This window comes from Blautia sp. OM07-19, from assembly GCF_003481595.1.
Classification (GTDB): Bacteria; Bacillota; Clostridia; order Lachnospirales; family Lachnospiraceae; genus Blautia_A; species Blautia_A intestinihominis.
In genome coordinates, this window is sequence record NZ_QULA01000018.1 from 29,819 (window position 1) to 52,993 (window position 23,175).

At 43.7% G+C, this 23,175-nt stretch carries 22 protein-coding genes; 20 read left to right on the top strand and 2 right to left on the bottom strand.

The annotated features are described in order from the left end of the window. Positions 1 to 27: 27 nt before the first annotated feature. The 3 genes from DXC01_RS12535 to DXC01_RS12545 are packed head-to-tail and all read left to right on the top strand — an operon-like array spanning position 28 to position 2,609. Positions 28 to 843, top strand: a complete 816-nt coding sequence (locus DXC01_RS12535; protein ID WP_022214641.1) for a helix-turn-helix domain-containing protein — start codon at positions 28 to 30, stop codon at positions 841 to 843. Next, positions 840 to 1,187: a P-II family nitrogen regulator gene (locus DXC01_RS12540; RefSeq protein ID WP_118252699.1), complete on the top strand. Its 348-nt coding sequence runs from the start codon at positions 840 to 842 to the stop codon at positions 1,185 to 1,187. Before DXC01_RS12535 ends, DXC01_RS12540 begins: the two co-directional genes overlap by 4 nt. Positions 1,188 to 1,205: 18 nt before the next feature. Next, positions 1,206 to 2,609: an APC family permease gene (locus tag DXC01_RS12545; protein WP_022214643.1), complete on the top strand. Its 1,404-nt coding sequence runs from the start codon at positions 1,206 to 1,208 to the stop codon at positions 2,607 to 2,609. 53 nt (positions 2,610 to 2,662) lie between these two features. Here the strand turns inward: DXC01_RS12545 and DXC01_RS12550 are convergent, their stop codons facing one another. Further along, positions 2,663 to 3,439, bottom strand: a complete 777-nt coding sequence (locus DXC01_RS12550) for an alpha/beta hydrolase (RefSeq protein ID WP_022214644.1) — start codon at positions 3,437 to 3,439, stop codon at positions 2,663 to 2,665. 154 nt (positions 3,440 to 3,593) lie between these two features. Here DXC01_RS12550 and DXC01_RS12555 point away from each other — a divergent pair, with 154 nt between their 5' ends. The 5 genes from DXC01_RS12555 to DXC01_RS12575 all read left to right on the top strand — a co-directional run bounded on the left by DXC01_RS12555 (position 3,594) and on the right by DXC01_RS12575 (position 7,885). Next, complete coding sequence (locus DXC01_RS12555) at positions 3,594 to 4,706, top strand: macro domain-containing protein (protein ID WP_118699027.1); 1,113 nt, start codon at positions 3,594 to 3,596, stop codon at positions 4,704 to 4,706. Between the two features lie 106 nt (positions 4,707 to 4,812). Further along, entirely contained in the window at positions 4,813 to 5,478 is a 666-nt protein-coding gene (locus DXC01_RS12560; RefSeq protein WP_022214646.1) for a vWA domain-containing protein, read from the top strand. Between the two features lie 10 nt (positions 5,479 to 5,488). Continuing rightward, positions 5,489 to 6,343, top strand: coding sequence for a TIGR02452 family protein (locus tag DXC01_RS12565; protein WP_118699028.1), 855 nt, complete (start codon positions 5,489 to 5,491; stop codon positions 6,341 to 6,343). Between the two features lie 175 nt (positions 6,344 to 6,518). Beyond that, positions 6,519 to 7,547 carry an ADP-ribosylglycohydrolase family protein gene (locus DXC01_RS12570; RefSeq protein WP_243111621.1) on the top strand — a complete coding sequence of 343 codons (1,029 nt, stop codon included), beginning with the start codon at positions 6,519 to 6,521 and terminating at the stop codon, positions 7,545 to 7,547. A gap of 17 nt (positions 7,548 to 7,564) precedes the next feature. Next, complete coding sequence (locus DXC01_RS12575) at positions 7,565 to 7,885, top strand: helix-turn-helix domain-containing protein (RefSeq protein WP_022213625.1); 321 nt, start codon at positions 7,565 to 7,567, stop codon at positions 7,883 to 7,885. Here DXC01_RS12575 and DXC01_RS12580 read toward each other — a convergent pair. Beyond that, a complete protein-coding gene (locus DXC01_RS12580; protein WP_118699029.1) occupies positions 7,864 to 9,372 on the bottom strand; it encodes a DUF2828 family protein in 1,509 nt (502 codons plus the stop codon). The genes DXC01_RS12575 and DXC01_RS12580 overlap by 22 nt on opposite strands. 485 nt (positions 9,373 to 9,857) lie before the next feature. Between DXC01_RS12580 and DXC01_RS12585 the strand changes: the two genes are divergently transcribed. The 12 genes from DXC01_RS12585 to DXC01_RS12640 all read left to right on the top strand — a co-directional run bounded on the left by DXC01_RS12585 (position 9,858) and on the right by DXC01_RS12640 (position 23,130). Beyond that, positions 9,858 to 10,712: an FKBP-type peptidyl-prolyl cis-trans isomerase gene (locus DXC01_RS12585; protein ID WP_118699030.1), complete on the top strand. Its 855-nt coding sequence runs from the start codon at positions 9,858 to 9,860 to the stop codon at positions 10,710 to 10,712. A gap of 59 nt (positions 10,713 to 10,771) precedes the next feature. Next, complete coding sequence (locus DXC01_RS12590) at positions 10,772 to 11,335, top strand: hypothetical protein (RefSeq protein ID WP_147342101.1); 564 nt, start codon at positions 10,772 to 10,774, stop codon at positions 11,333 to 11,335. 17 nt (positions 11,336 to 11,352) lie between these two features. After that, positions 11,353 to 11,604, top strand: a complete 252-nt coding sequence (locus DXC01_RS12595) for an RDAC family protein (RefSeq protein ID WP_022213629.1) — start codon at positions 11,353 to 11,355, stop codon at positions 11,602 to 11,604. Positions 11,605 to 11,634: 30 nt separating this feature from the next. Next, positions 11,635 to 12,321, top strand: coding sequence for a pyridoxamine 5'-phosphate oxidase family protein (locus tag DXC01_RS12600; protein WP_330427669.1), 687 nt, complete (start codon positions 11,635 to 11,637; stop codon positions 12,319 to 12,321). 130 nt (positions 12,322 to 12,451) lie between these two features. Next, on the top strand, positions 12,452 to 14,032 hold the full coding sequence (locus tag DXC01_RS12605; RefSeq protein WP_118699031.1) for a glucose-6-phosphate isomerase: 1,581 nt from the start codon (positions 12,452 to 12,454) through the stop codon (positions 14,030 to 14,032). A 329-nt stretch (positions 14,033 to 14,361) separates the two neighbouring features. Next, positions 14,362 to 15,792, top strand: coding sequence for a glycoside hydrolase family 32 protein (locus DXC01_RS12610; protein WP_118699032.1), 1,431 nt, complete (start codon positions 14,362 to 14,364; stop codon positions 15,790 to 15,792). 128 nt (positions 15,793 to 15,920) lie between these two features. After that, positions 15,921 to 17,285 carry a hypothetical protein gene (locus tag DXC01_RS12615; protein ID WP_118699033.1) on the top strand — a complete coding sequence of 455 codons (1,365 nt, stop codon included), beginning with the start codon at positions 15,921 to 15,923 and terminating at the stop codon, positions 17,283 to 17,285. A 9-nt stretch (positions 17,286 to 17,294) separates the two neighbouring features. Then, a complete protein-coding gene (locus DXC01_RS12620) occupies positions 17,295 to 18,248 on the top strand; it encodes a U32 family peptidase (protein WP_330427670.1) in 954 nt (317 codons plus the stop codon). Positions 18,249 to 18,421: 173 nt separating this feature from the next. Then, entirely contained in the window at positions 18,422 to 20,692 is a 2,271-nt protein-coding gene (locus DXC01_RS12625) for a YceG family protein (RefSeq protein WP_118699034.1), read from the top strand. Between the two features lie 6 nt (positions 20,693 to 20,698). Continuing rightward, positions 20,699 to 21,844 carry a toxic anion resistance protein gene (locus tag DXC01_RS12630; protein WP_022213636.1) on the top strand — a complete coding sequence of 382 codons (1,146 nt, stop codon included), beginning with the start codon at positions 20,699 to 20,701 and terminating at the stop codon, positions 21,842 to 21,844. Positions 21,845 to 21,893: 49 nt separating this feature from the next. Next, positions 21,894 to 22,475, top strand: a complete 582-nt coding sequence (locus DXC01_RS12635; protein WP_022213637.1) for a TerD family protein — start codon at positions 21,894 to 21,896, stop codon at positions 22,473 to 22,475. Positions 22,476 to 22,539: 64 nt separating this feature from the next. After that, complete coding sequence (locus DXC01_RS12640; protein WP_118699035.1) at positions 22,540 to 23,130, top strand: TerD family protein; 591 nt, start codon at positions 22,540 to 22,542, stop codon at positions 23,128 to 23,130. Positions 23,131 to 23,175 lie beyond the last annotated feature (45 nt).

Below are 23,175 nucleotides of genomic sequence, written 5' to 3' on the forward strand. Positions count from 1 at the left end.
AACTCTCTTTAAAAAAGGAGATTAACTATGAGAAGAGATACTACGATCATTAATCCACGTCAGTTATACATAGAATTAGGAGTCGATGAACTCAAGAAGCTGAATTGTCCACAGCTTGGAATTTCTCATTTTTATGAATTTTCACTTGGACAGGGAAAAACACATGAGCTGAAAGCAGTCCCGGATGGAAGTATTGATCTGCTTTTCAATATAGGAAGTGACAAGGTTACGACCTATATAAGTGGAACGGTATTTAGTGTAAAAGACTGGAACTTGGGAGATGCGGATCTGTGTTTCGGCGTCAGATTTCAGCCGGGACAGGGAATTCTTCCGAAGGACCTGACGATGGACATGCTTGTAAATAACGATGTGGAAATTGATGGTAATATCTTTGGGGAAAACCTTACGGAAAAGATTGCACTTGCCGACAACATTGTTGACAGAAGCAGGATCTTCAAAGAGGCTTATGAAACCCTTGTCTATGGAAGACCTGATCTTTCAGATAAGGAAAAGATCAATGAGTATCTGGTAAGCAGGATCACCCGTGCAAAAGGCTGTGTGAGTATGAATGAGCTTGTAGATGAGACGAATTATTCAGCATGTTATCTCAGGAGAGTATTCAAGAATTATCATAGTATATCTCCAAAACAGTTTGCACAGTATATAAGATTTCAGATTCTTCTGGAAAAGTTAAAAACCGGAAATATGCGTTATGATGAGCTTGCACTTGAGTGCGGATATTATGACGAGGCGCATATGATGAAGGGATTTAAGAATTATGCAGGTATAACGATTGAGCAGTATAGAAAATTGCAGGAAATTACAGGGAGGAACCGTATATGAGTGGAATAGTAAAGATTGAAGTGATCACCGGAATGTCAAAACTCACAGATCTGATCCAGAATCTCAGCAAGGTTGGTGTAAGAGGTGCAACTGTCATGCAGGTGCTTGGATGTGGAATTGAGATGGGAACTCCGGAATACGAGGTTGAGCGCAATGAAGTGATGGAACTGCTTCCGAAACAGCAGATCAATATCGTAGTGGAAGCGGAGAAAGTAGATAAGATCGTTGATATCATCAAAAAGGAACTCTACACAGGGCATATCGGCGATGGCAAGATCTTCATATATGATATCGACAATGTGATCAGAGTCCGTACAGGAGATGAGGGCGTCAAAGCTCTTTAAACACAAGAGGAGTTGCTTATGAATGAAAAAAAATTAGGTCTGGGGAACGTAGTCTCTATTTCAGTCGGACTTGTTGTGGCGACCAGCTGTCTGGTATCACTTGGAAATGGTGCCGGTACACTTGGAGTAACGTTTATACTTGCGATGGCAATTGCCATGCTGCTTAATATGACTACGGTTGCATCATTGTCAGAACTCAATGCACTTATGCCAAACACGACAGGTGGACTTGCACAGTACACACTTGCGGCACTTGGCCCTTTTCCGACACTGATATCGATGGTTGGCGGCTACATAATCTGTAATACAATGTCCTGTGGAGTAGAAGCGTCAATCTTTTCCTTTTCACTGGCAGATGTAGTGGGAGGTCATATTCCGAGTTTTGTATACACACTCATTATGACGGTGATCATTCTGCTGGCGAATCTTCGCGGCGTGGATATGTTTGCGAAGATCCAGGATATTGTTGCATTTCTGCTGGTAGGTTCCCTGGTTGCGATGGGATTTATCGGAATGATCGGAATGGGTACAGGCGTAAAAGTACAGCAGCCTTATGTGCTCAATGCAGATTTTAAAGATATTGCGGCTATGACAGCAGTTGCATTCTGGCTGTTTATCGGAGCAGAGTATGCAATTCCGATCTCAAAAGAAGTCAAAAATGCAAAGAGAAATGTACCGCTTGGTATGATGATCGGTCTGTTTCTGATTTTTATCATGCAGTCAGTCATGGTACTTGGCTTCCACAATTATGTAGACTGGGGCGAGCTTGCTGATTCAGCAGCACCGCATCTTCTTTATGGATATGCGGTACTTGGCGAGGTCGGAAAAGTCTGGATGATGCTGGTAGGTGCGCTTGCGGTAATAAGTACACAGAACTCCACGGTTAACTCACTTGCTGTGATCTGTCAGGGAATGGCAAAGATGAATATGATGCCGAAGATCTTTTCAAAGACAAACAAACATAATGTTCCGTGGTTTGGACAGGTGTTTGTAAGTGCGGCAATTCTTATATTCGGATATCTGAGCGACAGTTCCGCGGATATGATCTCCTTCCTTATTCTGGCAGGTTCTGTATTCTGGATGATCTCGTACATACTTGCACATGTGGATGTGCTGGTTTTCAGAAAACGTCTTCCAAATGCACCGAGAAACTTCAAAGTGCCATGCGGTGCCCTGTTTCCGGTAATAGGAATCGTCGGAACCGCATATATGGTCCTCAACATCTCCAGTGATCCACATGAACGTCTGATGATCTGGCTTCTGACAGGTGGCTGCTTTATCGTACTTGGAATTTACTCAGCTGTCTGGATCAAATTCAAGATGAAAATGAAAGTGTTCAAGAGTATTCCACTCGAAAAAGTTATGGCGATGGAAAACGATCTTTACTATTACGTCCGGAAAAGCAAAGGAATATGGAAATAAACAGCAAAGCCCTTCTGAGCTAAACTTCAGAAGGGCTTAATTATTGTCACAGATTAAATGATAAACCGTTCAACCCGGTCCATCGTAGTTTTGAGAATGGAGAGATCGGTCTGGATATCGCCGGTCTCCAGGGAATGATTGGCGTTTTTGGTGAGAAAAAGTGGTACTTCTTTCTGCTCTGCCAAAGTCTGGATCGCAGCAGTTTCAGCCCACGGATCGGCAGTGCCGTGGAAGGCGATGCTTCCCTGGAGCGGGAAGGAGAAGGTGTCTGCCAATGGCGTAAACAGGATATTTTTTACGTTTAAATTATATTGGGCTGCATAAGCAGAAGAGATAGCAGTACCAATGCTTTTGGAAATAAAGAGGATGCTGCCGTAAGAGGTCCAGTCGATATCGCGCAGGGATTCTTCTGTCTGTGCGAGGGCGAGATCAAAAGCCTGCCGCATTTTGACAGAGTCTCCTTTGATATTTTCCGGGAGGGTGCCATAGGAGACGGTCTGGATCTGGTATCCATGTTTTCTGGCAAGGCGGCTTGTGTAGTACAGGAGTGGTTTGTCAGCAGTATATCCGATGCCCGGAAAAATAACTGCCAGCTTCGGAGCAGTTTTATCTGCAGCAGCGAGGTGACCGGAAACTTTGGCGTACAGCATCTGCTGGCGGATATTTTCCTGCAGGTCCTTTAAGGTAGTGGAGATATTGCAGGAATCGGATGGGAGGTAATCGTAGTCTGTAATGATATTATTTTCTTCCATGGAATAAACGATATGCGACGCACCCATGAGTTCAATATCGTCTTCGATATCTGAGAGTAATTCTTCGTATGTTTTCATTTGAATCAGTTCCTTTTTTATGAATATGTGGGTAAAAACAAAATAATTATTACATGTTTTAGCAAATGTGGCAATACTCTGGCACTTTTTATTTGTTTCGTATATACTGGAAATATCAGTAAATATGGGATGTTTATAAAAGCGGGGGGAATATATGCCATTTAAAATCATACGCAACGATATCACAAAAATGAACACAGAAGCGATTGTTAATACAGCGAATGACCATGCTGCTGTTGGCACAGGCTGTGACAGCGCAGTATACGAAGCGGCCGGATATCAGGAGTTGCTGGAATATCGTAAGAAACATATCGGTTTCGTGGAAGAAGGCGGTGCGTTCATTACTCCCGGTTTTCAGTTGCAGGCGAAGTATATTATCCATGCAGTAAGTCCATATTATGTCGATGGAAAGCATGGAGAAGAGAAGAAACTTCGCTCCTGTTACAGCAAAAGCCTGCAGCTTGCGAAGGAGAACGGGGTTAAGTCTATCGCGTTTCCATTGATATCCACAGGCGGTTTCGGATATCCGAAGGAAGAGGGAATACGAATCGCGGCAGATGAGATAAATACATTTCTTCTTAGCAATGAGATGCTGATCTATCTGGTCGTTTTTGGCAGGAAGGCAACAGCACTTGGGGAAAAACTTTATCCCAATCTGGAATCTTATATTGACCACAATTATGTAGAGAGTGTTCGGGAAAAAGAATACGGAAAGTCTTCTGAACAGTCTATCAGGTTGTGGAGAGAGCGGAGCTCATCCAATATTGACAGAAGACCAAATAAAAATAATGGGACGCAGGAAAAACAACCAAAGTTGTTTTTGAGTGGAGTGGATTCACAACCTTGTGGATTTGGTGAAGATGAAGCTTCATTTCTGGATTTTGAAGGATTACACGAAGGAAAACTGGAAGAGAGAATGAGCCATCTTTCGGATACTTTTTCGGAGTATTTAATGTATCTGATCCAGGAAAGAAAGATGGAAAATGCTGAGGTCTGGAAGCGGGCAATTGTAGATAAAAAGATATTTTCAAAAATAAAAAACAATGTAAATTATCACCCAAACAAATTGACAGCATTATGTCTTTGCGTAGGGGCAAAACTGAATCTGGATGAGACCAGAGATCTGCTTGCCAGAGCGGGTTATGCATTATCACCCTGCGATAAGACAGATATTATTTTTTCCTATTTTATTGAAAATGAAATTTATGACATGATCGAACTGGATATTCAGCTTGAGGAACATGGCCTGCCATGTATTATTTCGTAGAAAAATAAGGGTCGCTTTTCAAACGACCGGTTAAGAGCAGCTTTTGTGTATAATGAGTCCAACAAGAAAAAACACCGAGAAATAAGAAACCAGAGGAGGATAAATTATGCGTAAGGGATTAACAGAAGTTGTTTTTATTTTGGACAGAAGCGGTTCTATGAGAGGGCTTGAGGAAGATACGATCGGGGGATTCAATTCCATGATCGAGAAGCAGCGGAAAGAAGAAGGAGAGGTCTTAATCTCTACGGTACTTTTTGACAGTCAGTGTGAAGTTCTCTATGACAGGGTTCCGGTGGATAAGATAGAGCCGATGAATGACAGCCAGTACTATGTAAGAGGCTGTACCGCTCTTCTGGATGCGATCGGCGGCGCAATCCATCACATTGCCAATGTACATAAATACGCCAGAGAAGAAGACAGACCGGAAAAAACCTTATTCATTATCACTACAGATGGAATGGAGAATGCCAGCCGGTGTTACACTTATGACAAGGTAAAGCGAATGGTCGAGAAAGAAAAACAGAAATACGGATGGGAGTTCCTTTTTCTTGGAGCAAACATTGATGCCATTCAGGTTGCTGCAAGATTTGGAATTGGAGCTGACAGAGCTTTAAACTATGAAAGTGACAGCGCAGGCACAGTACTGAATTACCAGGTGCTTTCCGAAACAGTCTCAGCAGTACGCAGATCCAGAAACAGAGAAGAGATGAATGAAGCATTTTCCTGCTGTGACCCGATCCGCGAAGATTACAGGAGACGCCATAAGGAATAGGGGGAATACTATGTTTGACAGAAGAACAAAAAACGTAACTATATTTAAAGATTCCATGGAAATGATGTCTGAAAATGAGCGATTGCAGCAGGCAATAAAAGAATCTGTAGAGAAACAGACACTGTATCTGGAAGCAGAAAATGTGGAAATTCCAGAGAGTAATGCCAGTAAGTGCAGGACACTCGTTTCAACAGGCAGAAGCTTTGAAACTGCATCCAGATATGCAAGGAATGGAAAAAAGGTATGTGTGCTTAACTTTGCATCTGCGACGAATCCTGGCGGCGGTGTGGTACATGGAAGCTCAGCACAGGAGGAGTCTTTATGCCGGTGCAGTACATTGTATCCGTGCCTTGATATTGATAAAATGTGGCAGGAGTTTTACACTCCACACAGAAGAGCCGGAAATCCCCTGTATAATGATGACTGCCTGTATACACCGGGAGTAATTGTTTTTAAGAGTGATCTTTCATTTCCGGAAAGAATGGAGGAAAAAGACTGGTATCAGGTGGATGTTCTGACCTGTGCAGCCCCAAACTTACGGAATGCACCGAGTAATTTTATGAATCCATGTGCCGGGGATGAACCTGCCGATATTGCGGAAGATGCACTGTACAAATTGCATTTGAAGAGAATTGAGAAACTGTTCAGGGTGGCGGCAGCAAATAAGGCAGAGGTGCTGATTCTTGGAGCGTTCGGATGCGGTGCCTTCTGTAATCCACCGGAGATTGTCGCGAAGGCTTTCAGGGAAGTGCAGAAAAAATATGAATCATACTTTGAAGTAATTGAATATGCGATATTCTGTGCAGGATATGAGACAAAGAACTACAAAGCTTTTTCTAAAGCATTTGGTGTGGAAAAAGAGTGATATGGGGTAAGCAATCCGAGGATATAATAAGAGATATCTGGATGGCAGTAAGGAAAAGTAATAGGACGATAAAAAAATTATAAGAAAACACAAAATTGCAATTTTCAGGGTTATACTGTTCTTGTAACAATAAATAGGGCTCTGAGAATTGCGTTTTGTGGAAAAGAGGACAAATATGCAGGAAAAAGAAAAATATCAGATGATTCAGGACAAAATAAGCGGCTGTGTATTTGCAGGGGCGTTGGGTGATGCTCTGGGATATGTAGTGGAATTTGACCTGTATAGCAGTATCAAGAATAAATATGGAAAAGACGGAATCCAGGATCTGCTGCGGACGGGAGAGAAAGCGATCATTTCGGATGATACACAGATGACTCTTTTTACCATGGAGGGAATGTCTGTGGAGACAGAAGATGAAGTGGAGGAAAAAATTTACCTTTCTTATCTGAAATGGGCGCAGACGCAGGGGATGAGTGTAAAACTGCCATGTGACTGGCCAAGCAGACTCGCCATGGTTCCGAAAATGAACTGCCGCCGGGCACCGGGTAATACTTGTCTGTATGCTTTGACATCAGGCAAGATGGGAACAATTCAGGAACCGATCAACCACAGCAAAGGCTGTGGCGGCGTTATGCGGACTGCACCGCTTGGATTCACAGACGCTTACGGTTTACCTCTTTTGAATGGTGCCAAAGCGGCAGCCATAACTCACGGTCATCCGCTTGGCTGGATTCCGGCAGGTATGCTTTCGGATATTGTTTTCAAATGTATTTATGGAGAAAAGAAGCCGTTGAAACTCATCATCGAGGAATCTCTGGCTGATACAAAAAATCAGTTTGGAGAATCCGAAAGCATGGCATATTTTGAACGGCTCATAAAGAAAGCTATTGCACTGAGTGAAGCAGCCTGTGAGGAAGATGCATCCACTATCGAAAAAGAACTCGGCGGAGGATGGGTTGGAGAAGAAGCACTGGCAATTGCGATATACTGTTGTCTGAAGTATCCAGATGATATCAGAAAAATGTTGATTGCAGCTGTAAACCACAGCGGAGACAGTGATTCTACCGGAGCTGTTGCCGGAAATATTCTTGGAGCATATCTGGGAATGGATGCAATTCCAAAAGACTGGCTTGACCGTCTGGAACTGGTCGATGTAATGCAGGAACAGATCGATGCAATGATGAAGATAATTCAGAGGGAATGAAAAAGGGGGAATGTCGTATGACAACGACTTCTTTTCCTGTGATTCAGATAGAAAAAACAGGGAAACGATTAAGAAATATGAGAAAGGAGAACGGAATCAGAGTTGCCGCTGTATGTGAATACATGGGCGGCATATCTGAGCAGGCAGTTTACAAATGGGAACGCGGAGCGTGTCTCCCTACAATTGATAACCTGCTGGCACTCAGCCATCTGTACCATGTGCAGATGGAAGATTTGCTGGTATACGAAGAGGCCGAAATGGCCTCTTCTTGTTTTCTTCGTATGTATCGAGGAAACACCAGTGATACAGTCTCCGGTTATGCATGCACAGCCGCGTAACGGGGACTGTTTAAAACGCGGAGCATGTGATCCATCGGCGTGATGTTTCCATCAAATTTGTAGTTGAAGGAATTAGTTCCGGCACCACTTGCGAGCGCAGTACCTTTGGTATGAGCTCTGACTGGAGTCTGCATCTGCCAGCTGCTGACATTGTGAAATACAACAGCAGGAAGCTGATAGCCTTTGGCTTCAAATGCAGCTTTTGCATTTTCATAAATGGTTTTATCCGGATTTTCCACTGCACCGTTAAACTCCATGTCAGAGATGATAAATAAGGTGGAAGGCATTTCTTCCTGAGGTGTGCCAGCATTGACTGCTGTCCGGAGAATCAGGTCAAAAACTGCCTCAAGGTTTGTTGAAAATTCCCAGCTGCTGCTCTGGATATAACGAAGTTTCTCTTCGAGTGTCTGACCGCAAATTTCCACCAGTTCCGGGTTGGATGAAAAAGTGATGAATGTATTGTGAAAAGTACCAGTGCAGTGTTCTGCATGATACAGCCCCAATGCCTGTGAGATCAGAGCCGGCATAGGCGTTCCGTAACGATGACAATACATGGAGCCGGAAACATCGATCACACAAATTGCATTCTGCTCACATACTTTGGAAGGCTGCTGCTTCCAGAGAGTTTCCAGTGCAGCATTTGCAGAGTCAGGTTCGCGGTATGGAAGACTGCGGCCATCCGGCATTAATGGACGCAGGATCTCATATGGATAAAGCGTGTCACAGTGGATGGATTTCCGACCGTTATTGACATCTGCCAGAAAAGCAGAAAAACGTTCGGTATCCTGCTGGTGGAAGGTTTTGTGATATTTGAGCATTGCGCCTGCCGGGACAGCTTCATAATTGATTTTGCCCCGCTTTTTGCTCGTAAGATAACGCTCTGGCAGAGCAATATTTGCACGAAGTGCGGACAGAAGTTTGCGGTACTGTCCGGCGTTCATTCCAAGAGCAGAGGCAAGAACCTTTGCCTGTCCTCTTGTACGTGCACTAGAGGTGTTGATGGAAGGAAGCCATTTGGCGAGAAGAGAAATATGTGCATTGATATTTCCTGCTTTTCGCTCTTTAAGAGCTTCACAGTCCTGGTTCAACTGAGTGCGGATCAGCTCGACAACAGCTTCCTCAGATGGAGTTCCCATCAGACACATGAGGTCATCGAAACGTCCGTATTCAGAAATTAAAGAAATATTTTTTCTGGCAGATTCCGGCCAGGTTTTGGCGGTATGCCGGATCAGGTTGCGGAAAAGCTCACGCTCGCCAAGTCCCTCCCGGATATCGCGGATATAGAAAAGAAGCTTCATTGCCAGCTCTGGATTTTCGATATAAGCGCGATCAAAGAGATGGATCTGGTCACGGTATGAACGATGACGCATGCCGCCGGTCACAGCAAACAGATCCAGACAGGCATCGCCGGAGGTAGAGTGAGTCTTTGCTCCGTTCAATGTCTCTGTGAAGCTTGCTTCTTCTTTAAGATTATCAAGAAATGACATTGGCTGCTCCTTTCTGTGAATTAGTCTGGTTACAACTTGCAGAAGGTTTTAGACTTCTTTATACCTTATATCATTATGAGCGAGACGCGATGTAAGATCTCATCTGATATGTGTATTGTTTTTTAGCGTAAATACCTCTCTTTATACCACTTCAACGTGGAGCACCTCCGATCAGAAGTTATCTGTGTTATGGTTAAAAAAGATCACCTGAGCAACAATAGAAAACTCATAAGGCTAATTTATTTCGCTGCTGTACGCGCCTGATTAATATAAGATTATGATAAAAATATCTGTGAAGTCTGCCTTCTGCAAGACTTCTTTTGAAGGACTCGTGTTCCTTCGATGCATTAAGATTAGCACAGCTTCCGGGGCAAAACAATGAACCTGTGGTTTAGAAAAAACTATAAAAAAGTCTTCCCTTGCTTTTATCTCTCCAACAAGCTATACTAATCAGACAGACATAGTATGAATTGGAGGATTTTTACATGAAAATTGCAGTAACTTATGATAATGGAAATGTTTTCCAGCACTTTGGAAAAACAGAGAATTTCAAGGTTTATGAGGTGGAGGATAATAAGGTTGTTTCCAGCGAAGTGATCGGTTCTAATGGAACAGGACACGGTGCACTTGCAGGACTTCTTGCAGAGCAGGGAATTGATGTCCTGATCTGTGGCGGAATCGGCGGCGGTGCACAGAATGCACTTGCAGAGGCCGGGGTTCAGTTATGCTCAGGTGCTCAGGGAAACACAGATGAGGTGGTAGAGGCTTACCTTAAGGGTGAACTGGTTTCAGCAGGAACAACCTGTGACCATCATCACCATGAGGAAGGTCATTCCTGTGGCGATCACGAAGAGGGACATTCCTGCGGAGGAACCTGCGGTGGTGGATGTGGTTCACACAAGCCGGCATTTACAGGCCCGAACGTAGGCAAAACCTGCCGTACCCATTATAGGGGAACTTTTAACGACGGAACACAGTTTGATTCTTCTTATGATCGTGGAGAACCGCTTGAATTTATCTGTGGAGCAGGGCAGATGATCAAAGGCTTCGATGCAGCAGTAGCTGGTATGGAAGTCGGAGAGATCAAAGAAATTCATCTGATGCCGGAAGAAGCATACGGCATGCCGGACCCGAATGCAATCTTTACACTTGAGATCGCACAGCTTCCGGGTTCTGAGGATCTTACCGTAGGACAGCAGGTATATCTGTCCAACCAGTACGGACAGCCATTCCCGGTTAAAGTAACAGCAAAGGAAGAAACCACTATCACTTTCGATGCAAACCACGAGATGGCAGGCAAAGAACTGAACTTCAAGATTGAACTTGTAGAAGTAAAATAATCTAATATAGTATGAAATCCCGGACTGCCAGTATCCAGAGCAGACCGGGATTTTTTTGCATGCAGGCAAGGTCGAACTTTGCCGGAAAATTTGGTTGTACATCCACAAAAAGAGAGATTATAATAAAACCAGAATTTATAATTATCAGAAGGGGGATATCAGTGTATACAAAGAAAAAGAAAATAGTTATTACAGTGGCAGTAATCGTGCTGATCATTTTTTCGATGATTTATTTTAGCGTAGATGCGAAAAGGTTAGGGGAGATATCAGGCTATTATACAGGAGTAGACCTGAAAAAAGACGGGACAGAGACCAGTGATGATGACGATGACAGTGACATTTTTTTCTATAACAGTTGTTATGATCTTATAATTAATTCAGCAAAGATTCCTTATCTGGACGTTTATGATTCGGAGGCTGGAAATCCGGGAATCGGAGGCTGGATTATTGGAGTGGATGATGATACAGTAACATTGTGGCTGAATCCACTCGAGACAGATTTTGGATTTGCTCCTTTTACTGGTAATTCAATAATACCAATATATAAATTCGAATATGAATTAAAGCAAAATAAAATTGTTTTATCACATGATGGAAAGGAGATCCCATTCAGAAAAATTTAACATCAGGAGGAACAACGATGGCAATTATCACTTTCAACGAAATCATAGAAGTAAACGGAATACTGGAACAAAAACATCTGAATTTCAAACTCCACCTTCGCGACGCCTGCGGAGCACAGGCTTTGTGGATCGAACCACTGGGAAACTGTGCCTGCGAGGGACATTATGATGAGATGCATCAGGTGATCGAACAGTATTTCCTGGATAAAGGACTGAATGTAAAATACTGGGACGATGAAAAGTTACAGTTTACCCTGGACAAAAAGTAATCCGACTATAACAAAAAGTGAGGCACAAAAATGGCAAAGGTCAGAGTAATCAAGAAAAATGACGACTATTCCATGGATTATCAGGTTGGCGATATCCTGGAAGTGACAGGAACCTGGTATGGCGGGATCAATGTAAACAGCAAGACAGGAATCCCACTCTGTCTGGACAAAGATGAATATGAGGAAATCCCTGAGAATACAGATCTTTCTCACGAGGAATACGAAAGAGCTGCAAACTACTGGAAAGAAAAAGATGCACAGTCAAAAAAGCTGGACCAGGATGCTCTAAAAAAGGCCGTGGAGGAGTATATTCAGGCAAACAACACCTGCGCACTGGCAACCGCGGCAGGAGATTTTGTGCGCTGTACGCCGCTGGAGTATACGTATCATGACGACTGCTTCTGGATTTTTTCTGAAGGTGGCGAGAAGTTTTATGCGCTGGAAAAGAACAAAAATGTATGCCTGGTCATCTTTGATAAATATGAAGGATTTGGCAAGCTCAAAGGAATGCAGGTCACAGGCCTGGCATCTATTGTAGAGCCATTTTCACAGGAATATGTGCAGGCGGCAGATTTCCGAAAGATTCCACTGAAGGCTCTGGAAAAAATGCTGCATCCGATGAATCTCATCAAAATAAAACCAAAGAAGATCGAATTTGTAAATTCCGACTTCAAGAAAGATGGCGCAGATTCCAGACAGACACTTATCTGCGACTGATATGGGAAATTGATCTGGCATGACCAGTTGTGAACAATTACCTTGAATTTCCCCATATTTAATATTATAATTAAAATGATTGAAAAAGTTCGGAAACGAAAAACCGATAATATTTAAGGAGGAATCAAATATGATTACCTGGAACAATCTGGATACACTTGCTTCTTTTAAGGAACTCGAAAGAGTAAAAAAAGTAAACCTTGCAGAAGTTATGGCAGGAGAAAACGGTGCAGAGCGTGTAAAGAATTACAGCGTTCCGATGGCAGAGGGATTTGCTTATAACTTTGCAGCAAAACAGGTAGACGACGAAGTACTGGAAGGACTTAAGAAACTGGCTGAGGAAGCACAGCTTACAGAGAAATTCGAAGCTCTTTACAATGGAGAAGTGATCAACACAGGAGAGAAACGTCTTGTTCTTCATCATATGACACGTGGACAGCTTGGAAACGCAGTAGAAGCTGACGGCGTTGACAAGAGAACTTTCTATACAGAACAGCAGAAAAAGATCGCAGAATTTGCGAACAAAGTACATGCTGGTGAGATCACAAACGGAGCAGGCGAGAAATTCACAACTGTTGTCCAGATCGGTATCGGCGGAAGTGACCTTGGTCCTCGTGCAATGTATCTTGCACTTGAAAACTGGGCTAAGAAAAACGGTAAATTCAAAATGGAAGCAAAATTCATCAGCAACGTAGACCCTGATGATGCAGCTGCAGTTCTGAATTCTATTGATGTTGCACATTCCATTTTTGTACTGGTTTCCAAATCAGGAACAACTCTTGAAACTCTGACAAATGAATCTTTTGTAAAAGATGCCCTCAAGAATGCAGGACTGGATGCATCTAAACACATGATCGCAGTTACAAGTGAGACATCACCTCTTGCAAAGAGCGATGACTACCTTGCAGCATTCTTCATGGATGACTATATCGGTGGACGTTATTCTTCCACATCTGCTGTTGGCGGTGCTGTATTATCTCTGGCATTCGGACCGGAAGTATTCGCACAGTTCCTCGATGGAGCAGCAGCAGAGGACAAGCTTGCAACAAACAAAGACGTAATGCAGAACCCGGCTATGCTGGATGCCCTGATCGGTGTTTACGAGCGCAACGTACTGGGATATCCGAGCACAGCAGTTCTTCCATACTCTCAGGCACTGAGCCGTTTCCCGGCACACCTTCAGCAGCTTGACATGGAATCCAATGGTAAATCTGTAAACCGTTTCGGTGAGCCTGTAGACTATGTGACAGGACCGGTTATCTTCGGTGAGCCAGGAACCAACGGACAGCATTCCTTCTATCAGCTTCTGCATCAGGGAACTGACATTGTACCGCTTCAGTTCATCGGCTTCAAGAACAGCCAGATCGGAACAGATGTAGTGATCCAGGACAGCACAAGCCAGCAGAAACTCTGTGCAAACGTTGCTGCTCAGATCGTAGCATTTGCCTGCGGTAAAGCAGATGAGAACCGAAACAAGAACTTCGAGGGTGGACGTCCGTCAAGCATCATCATTGGTGATCAGGTAACACCTGAATCTCTTGGTGCACTTCTTGCTCATTTCGAGAACAAAGTTATGTTCCAGGGATTCCTGTGGAACGTAAACAGCTTTGACCAGGAAGGCGTACAGCTTGGTAAGGTCCTTGCAAAACGTGTACTTGCTCACGAGACAGACGGAGCACTTAAGGTATTCAGCGACCTTCTGAACATCTGATCTTGAGCTGAAAATTAATATTAAATAATGAGGACTTCTCTGCCGTACAGTTAAATCTGTACCGTGGGGAAGTCCTTTTTCTTTGCAGATCCCCGGGTATCCGCCGGCTTTTCTGCTATATTATATAAAATGTACAAATTTCGACAGGCTTTTTGTGACATCATGCGTATTTACAATTGTGGATGGCATGGTGTATAATATCGTAAAAATATGAAAACGATTACATATAAAATAAAAATATTACATGTATAGTATATGAAATACATGTAAAAATTAAATGATAATGATACCATAAATATATAGCCGAAAAATAACAGGAGGTCAGAAAAATGAGTGCATTAACAGGAATCCTTGACACAGAAGTAAGAAAGATCGAAGAAACCGCAGCAATGAGCAGAGAAATTCAGAAACAGCGTCTTACCCATCATCTGATGCCTCCGACGGGCTGGCTGAATGATCCGAATGGACTGTGCTATTTCAAGGGAAGATATCATGTGTTTTTTCAGTATGCTCCGTTTGATGCAGAGGGCGGATTGAAATTCTGGGGACATTATTCCAGCGAGGATCTGGTTTCCTGGAGATACGAGGGCGTGCCGCTGTACCCGGACAGCAACTATGACTGCCATGGTGTATATTCCGGCTCTGCGATCGTTGAGGATGAAAAGCTGCATCTTTTTTTTACCGGAAATATCAAAATGGACGGAGATTACGATTACATCAATAACGGGAGGCAGGCCAGTACTCTTCACGTAGAGAGCGAGGACGGAGTTCATTTCAGTGCGAAGGAAGTTGCAGTCGATTACCGCAATTATCCGGAAGATTATACGCAGCATGTGCGTGATCCAAAAGTGTGGAAAGATAGCGCTGACTATTTCATGGCACTGGGCGGTCGAAAGAAAAATGACCAGGGAGCTGTGCTGATCTACAAGTCTGAGGATCTCAAAAACTGGGATTATGATAAAGAAATTACGACAGAAGAGCCGTTCGGATACATGTGGGAATGTCCGGATCTGTTTGAAATCGACGGAGAGCAGGCACTGTCCATCTCTCCACAGGGACTTGAACGAGAAGAATATCGTTTTCAGAATATCTACCAGTCAGGCTATTTCCTTCTGAAAGAGGATAAGATCAATGTGAAAGAATTTCAGGAATGGGATATGGGATTTGACTTCTATGCGCCGCAGACGTTTGAGGATGCGAAAGGAAGACGGATCCTGATCGGCTGGATGGGTCTGCCGGATGTCGAAGAGGAATACACGAATCCTACAGCAAAAGACGAGGGCTGGCAGCACTGCCTGACGATTCCGCGCGAGATCACTTTACATGATGGAAGATTGTACCAGTATCCTGTCGAAGAAATGGAAGCCCTTCGGGGAAGATGTTGTGAAATAGATGAGACGCAGAAAAATATTGAAGTCTGGAAACCGTTTGAGCTGGACCTGAAACTGGATTCACGCAAATGCAGAATATCTGTCGGAGATGATCTTATGTTTGAGGCAGATGGCAGAGAAGCTTGCCTGCGATTATCTGAGAAAGCCGGTGCAGGACGGAAACAGAGAAAGGCAGTCATTCCGTCAGGCAGATTAAAAGAGTTCCGGATGCTTGTGGACACAACAGCTGTGGAAATTTATCTGAATCACGGGGAAGTTGTTTCCTCAACAAGATACTATCCGGAAAAAACGACACAAGTTGTGAAACTGGAAGCAGACAAGATCCAGGGACATATTTATGAATTAAAAGAGATGACCGGGATAAAATAACAGAATCATACAGAAGCCGCACGAATGGAAATGCAGAGGGTGTTATACGAAAGGAAAGTATAACACCCTCTGTGTATTATAAAGAAAAAATGTTATACTGAGACGAGAAAAATGAGGAGATGTACAGGATGCAGGAAAAGAAGGAACGCTTTCATGGAATCCCCATGCTGCCGTATGGACTTCTGAGTGCTGTAATGCAGGAGAGTCCGGGAAACAGAAAAGAAATTCAGATTACAGAAATGGCAGAGGAAGGATTCTGCTTTCGAACCGCGAGTGCTATCTGCAGTCCACAGAAACTGGAAGTTTGTTTTTATGATATGGAGAGGGCAGAATACGGGACTGTAGTCATTACAGAATTTGAAATCTGCAGAGAGAAAGAAGAGGATTTTTTTACGCAGTTTCTTGTATGGACGGAGCAGGAAGAGTATCGGCGGCAGGTGCAGAAACTTGTGCGGCAGTACAGCAAATATATCCGGCTGAAACTGGAAGATGACGGAGAACTTGAAAGCGAACTGACAGGATATCCCTCAGAATTTGACGGTGAGCATTGCAGCAGTCTGGAGGAACAGAGACAGTATTGGTTTGCAGAAAAAGCAGGTCGTACTGAGATCAATATGGAAATCCCGGAGCACACAGAATTTGCCATAGAACTTGACTGCCCGGAACGCTATACGGCATACCTGCAAAAATCTCTTCCGGAATTTTACCATGATTATCTGAGAAAAAATCATCTCCAGGGAAGCGGTCTGGAAGCGCGTATCCCGGATCGGATTTATATTGGAAACCAGTTCTGTCATCTCCTTTTTCCAGAGGAAGAACTTCTTTTTGCTATGCTGGAAAAGGCAAAAAAAGAGTTTACGGCAGTTACGCTTTCTTTTACTTATGTCAGAGAAATTTTGCTTGAAGACACCTTTGCATTGTTAAGAAAAATCGATCACTGGTGTAGCAAAAATGAACTTGAAATGGAGTGTGTAGTCAACGACTGGGGAATGGCAGATTTTATCAGAAAAGAAACGAAACATCTGCTCCCCTGCCTCGGAACGCTTCTTAACAAAAGAAAAAAAGATCCCCGTATCAATTACAAAAAAGGCGAGCGAGACCTGTACAGCCAGAACAGTTTCAATGCAGATTTTTACCAGGAATTTCTGAGAGAAAGTTTAGGAATTGAGCGGGCGGAGTGGGAGTCCTGTGGTTATATGCAGGATATCCCGGCAGGAAAAAACAGCCTGCATTTTCCATTTTACCAGACGAATACGTCGCAGTATTGTCCGTTGTATGCAGTGCAGAAAGAAGGAGACAGAGGCAGACAGAGATTGGTATACAAATGTCCGCAGTATTGTAAAAATGCGGCGTTTTTGTATCCGAAACATTTGAATATGATAGGGAGATATAATTCGCTGTTTGCGCTGGACCGGGACTTCCTGGAAGATTCAGAACAATTAAAAAGGTATACAGATTCAAATATAGACAGACTTGTCCTGAATCTGTTATGAGGTAAAAAGATGATGAAGATTACAGCAGGACTGGGATCAGCAGATGAATATATCCGTTTCGTGGAAGCAGGCGCAGATGAGTTTTTCAGCGGATTTGTACCGTATTCGTGGACGGAAAAGTACGGAACTGTCATGCCGCTCAACCGTCGTGAGGTATTGTGTTATCATGTGCAGCTTGGGGCGTTCAGTGAACTGGAAATTTTGTCAGAAATGATTCGGAAATACAAAAAGCCGGTACATCTGACATTCAATTCCCTGTACTATATTCCACAGCAGTATCCGGAGATCGTGGAGATCATAGAGAACTGTATGAAACTTGGATTTATGAGCTATATTATTGCAGACCCGGCGTTGATCGTTTATCTGAGGGAGAAGGGAATCCCGTGCGAAATCCATATGAGTGGTGAGATGGGAGAGATCAACCGCAGAACAGTGGAAGTTTTTCAGCGTCTGGATCTGAAGAGGGTGATTTTTCACAGGAAAAACAGCTTCGAGGATATGCAGTCTGTGATCTGCTCGGAAAGAAATGCCGGTGGGAGACGGGCGGAGACAGAGTTTGAGGCTTTTGTGCTGAATGAGATGTGCCAGTTTACGGGAGCGTTCTGTAATTCGCTTCACTGTGATGAGCTAGGGCATCTGTGCAGGGTTCCCTATTGGACGGAACCGGTACGAGATGAATCTGAGGATGAAGATGCCACTGCCCCCAAATACGATGACAACGGCTATCTGTGCGGTGCGACCGGCTGCGGTCTATGTGCACTTTACAGACTGAGAGATGCCGGGATTACACACCTGAAACTGGTCGGCAGAGGCAACTACACCGATTTTATGGAGAAAGATATCCGAAACCTCAAAACTGCTCTTGAGATTCTGGAAAATACAGACACAGAAGCTGCTTTCCGGACAGAAATGAAGAAGCAGATTTTTCCATACGGATGCAGTGGAAACTGCTATTACCTGTAAAATAGGACATAACTTTACACTATATGACAAATGTAACTATTTTCTAAAAATTATCTTAAAATAATCCAGACCTGTAGTAATTAACAGTCGACTATGATAAAATGATTTACAGTGACTATTCTGAAAAAAGAGAGTCACAATATGATTTATAATAAATATTGAGGTGAGAATCGTTGGTTTTAGAACATAAGGAAATTCAAAGCCTCAGTGACTTTTTTACAGAGTTGGGGAAGCGTAGGGAAAAGGGTGTTTATTTTTACCGTATCAATGGTTACTCGGAAGAAATCGGCAGATTTCTGTACGATTATTATGATGCCGCGGGGAAATGCGGAGTGATCGTTGAGGGTAAGATACCGAATCCCACGGAGGGGAATCTGTCTTATTACTATGAAATGATGGGGAATGATTTTCAGCTCAGCATGGGCTTTATCATGTCAGGGCTTCAGAAATGGCTCCCCAGGATGAATCGTTCACAGAACGAGAATGTAGCCGCTTCCATCTATGATTCACTGGAGGAACTGAGAAGAGCGGGAAAAACTGAAAATATGCTCAAGAATGCATATATCAAGTTTATGTGCTGGCTTTATTACAAATTTGAGCGGATCGTGAATCAGCTCGGACAGCAAAATGTTCCCAAGATCCTCTATGTTGGTTCGATCAGTAATTATGAACTTCTGCTGATTTCTGTTCTTTCAAATGCAGGATGTGATGTGGTCCTTGCAGAACCGATGGGAGATGAAGCGTATCTGAAACTTGATCCGCAGTCTCAGAAATCTACTTTATATACAGGAGAAAACGTCGGAGGATTCCCGGCGGATTTTTCACTTAAGAAACTGAGAGCAGAGGTTGAGAAGGCAGAGGAGAATCAGAAGTTGTTTGGTTCAAAGGATGGGCTTATCAACTGCACAAATGCCTGGATCGAAGGAAGTGGACTGGCAGATATCCTCAAAGCACCGGAGCAGCGCGGCGACAGGGAGGATCTTTTTTATAATTGTTATCTGCGGATAGGTGGTGTGGAGGATAAACTTACTTATGCAAATGATCTGTACCAGTTTTATCTGGAACTGAAGAATCAGAAGCGGCAGACAGTGATCGTGAATGGCAGCATTCCAAACCCGACAACAGATGAGATCATGAAGATCCGCAGAAACCACTATACAGGAGTGGAGCAGATGATCGCGGATCTGCAGATGAATATACAATATCCGGTGAGCCCGGTTCTGCAGGCAGTACTCTGCAGGGCTTTTGCAGAAGTGATGAAGCTGGAAGCAGGAGAGCTGGAGATCAATCTTAACAGACTGATGAATAAGGGTGTGTATCTTTTGTGTTGGATCCGGAGATATCAGAACCAGATTTTTAAGAACTGGAAGAAAAACGACACAGGTTGTTTTATCCATCTGGGCGCATGTCAGAATGTAAATGAAGTTCTTTTTATGAAATTTCTGGCGAGAGTGCCGGTGGATGTCCTGATTCTGTGTCCGGACCGGAATGAACACTGCATGCTTGAAGATACTCTTTTATATGAGATAAATTATGAGACTTCAATGAAATTGGATCAGTTTCCGGAGCAAAACGCACAGCTTCATATAGGAACTGCCGCGTATCATGCAGAACGGGAACTGGATACACTGATGTACAATGACTCTGTGATATTCCGGGATCAGCAGTTTACGAAAGCCAATACGATCTCGCTGCAGACTATGGACAGGGAGATCAAGCTTCTCTGGAATACGGAGATGAAATACAGACCAAATTTCAGTACGTCTGACGGAACCGTGAACATGCCGGTGATTTTTTCAAAAATATCCGGCGTGAAGGACAGGAAAACAGAGGGTTACTGGATCTCGATCAAACAGTTGATGACACCGGAAACGGTGGTGATCGATCATCCTCCGTTTCTGACTTCCACATCACCGAATCCGATTAAAATGTACGCGGCGGAATTTTTCCGAAACGGGAAACTGCAGCGCAGGAAGATCCGGAATCATCCGGCATATCCGTATGGATTTCTCCGGGAAGAGATGCAGGAGTACATCCTGGACAAGCTGGAGGCGTTGATCGAGCAGCGGCTGATCCGGGGAACATTTGAGAATGGAACAGAATATACGATCATATCTGTCGCACTGAACCTGCCGAAACAGGTCACGCGGCTGATACAGAATTTTGATTTTACGAAGAAGAATCCGAAACTGATCTACATCAATGCTTCAGAAGTACTGATCACTTTGGAGGATTCTGTCTATGCAGCATTTTTGAACCTGCTGGGATTTGATGTGCTTTTCTTTGTTCCGACAGGCTACAATATGGATAACCATTTTAACCAGAGATTAATGGAAGAACATCAGACAGGAGATTTTATGTATGATCTGCAGGTTCCTGACTGGAATACGATTCCATTAACAGCACACACGTCATGGCGTGACAGACTATTCAGGAAAGGATAAAGTGTTATGGGAATTGATTTCAGCAAGGTAACGCCACCGGCATCACCCGTGGAATCTGCACCGGCAGCCAGCACTGAGATTGAGACAGTGCAGCCATATGATATCATGGCAGACCGTCAGCAAATGAATGAAACACTGACGAATTCCGAGGAGGTCGACGCACTTGTAAGCACGATCGAGGTCAATAATCTCGAAACGATCGTTTCTTTCGGTGCAGAGGCGGCAGAGGAGATTGCAAAAGCATCGGATGTTGTTCTGAACAGCATGAGTATGAGCCAGCTGGATGAGTCCAGTGAGATGCTTGAATCGCTGTCCAAGATCATGTCAAAGTTTGATCCGAGTGAACTTCAGGAAAACAAAGGCCTGTTTAACAAGCTGTTTGGAAATATGAAGAAACAGCTCGAAAAGATCCTCGACAAATATCATACAATGGGAGAGGAAGTAGACAAGATCTATGTGCAGCTCCGTGAGTATGAGGGCGAGATCAAGCAGTCCAACCGTAAGCTGGAGCAGATGTTTGATGCAAATGTCGATTATTACCATCAGCTTGTCAAATACATTCTTGCCGGTGAGCAGGGCTGCCGTGAACTGGAAGCTTACATTGCACAGCGCCAGGCAGATTTTGAGGCGACAGGAGATAACTCCATTCAGCTTGAACTGGCAGGACTGAACAATGCACTTATGATGCTGGAACAGCGTACACAGGATCTTCGCGTTGCTGAGAATATTGCGATCCAGTCCATTCCGATGATCAAGACAATGGCATACAGCAATATGAACCTTGTCAGAAAGATCAATTCAGCGTTTATCGTTACGCTTCCAGTCTTTAAGCAGGGGCTTGCCCAGGCAGTCATGCTCAAACGCCAGAAGATCCAGGCAGAGGCACTGTCAGAACTTGACAAGAAGACAAATGAAATGTTGATCAAAAATGCCAGGAATACAGTTGAGCAGTCCAAGATGACAGCGAGACTTGCAAGTGGAAGTTCCGTCAAGATCGAAACGCTGGAAACAACGTGGAGAACGATCGTCAATGGTATCGAGGAAACGCAGAACATTCAGAAGGAAGCAAGAAAACAGCGTATCGACGATGCGGCCCGCCTTGAGAATATCAAACAGGAATTTCTCAAAACTTATGGTGGTGCAGGCAAATAAAACATGTTAAAATTTCTCAAAAGAGGAAATCATAAAGGAGGAAACAGCTATGCCAATCAATTTATCAAAAGGACAGAAAGTAGATCTTACAAAGGGAAATCCGGGCTTAAAGAACATCATGGTAGGACTTGGCTGGGATGTAAATGCTTTTGACACAGGTGCAGATTTTGACCTTGATGCAGCAGCATTTATGCTTGGTTCCAATGGTAAATGCCCGACGGACAAAGAATTCATCTTCTATGGAAATCTTGAACATCCGTCAGCTTCCGTAAAGCATATGGGAGATAACCGTACTGGCGAGGGCGAAGGTGATGATGAAGAACTGGAAGTTGTTCTTGCCGATGTTCCGTCAAATGTTGAGAGAATTGCTTTTACAGTAACGATCTATGAGGCAGAGGCAAGAAGACAGAACTTCGGCCAGGTTTCCAATGCATATATCAGAATCGTGGACAAAGATACAAACCAGGAACTGATCCGTTATGATCTGGGAGAGGACTTCTCCATCGAAACAGCTATTGTTGTTGGAGAACTTTACAAACACAACGGCGAATGGAAATTCAATGCGATCGGCAGTGGATTCCAGGGCGGTCTGGCAGCACTCTGCGGACATTACGGAATCGAAGTTGCATAATTTTTTTGCATCAAAAACAACGTTACACATTAACTGACTGGCGAATGCCGGGAGGAGATAGAATATGTCGATTAGTTTGCAAAAAGGACAGAAAGTCAGTCTCAGCAAAGAGAGCAAGGGACTTTCAAACGTACTCGTAGGACTTGGATGGGATGCAGTGGAGCAGAGATCAGGGCTGTTCGGACTTTTTAAGGCGGCAGATATTGACTGTGATGCGACTGCTATCCTGCTGAAAAATGGTAAATTTGTGGATAAGACAGATGTTGTTTATTTCGGAAATCTTGTGCACAAATCAGGCACTGTCCGTCATATGGGAGATAACCTGACTGGCGAGGGAGAAGGCGATGATGAGCAGATCCTCATTGAACTTTCCAGGGTGCCGCAGGAATATGACAAGATTGTGATCGTTGTAAATATCTATTCAGCAGTCCAGAGAAAACAGCATTTTGGAATGATCAAAAATGCATTTATCAGAATTGTAGATGGAAGTACCAATCGCGAGATGTGTAAATATGACCTTACCGAGAGCTATTCCGGTATGACCGCAATGATTTTTGGAGAGATCTACAGACATAATGGCGAATGGAAATTCGGAGCTATCGGTCAGGGTACAAAGGACACATCGATCGGCGATCTTTGCAGACGGTATGTATGATGATGTGAAGAGTTTGGGAAGAGAAACTTTTGCAGTTTCTCTTCC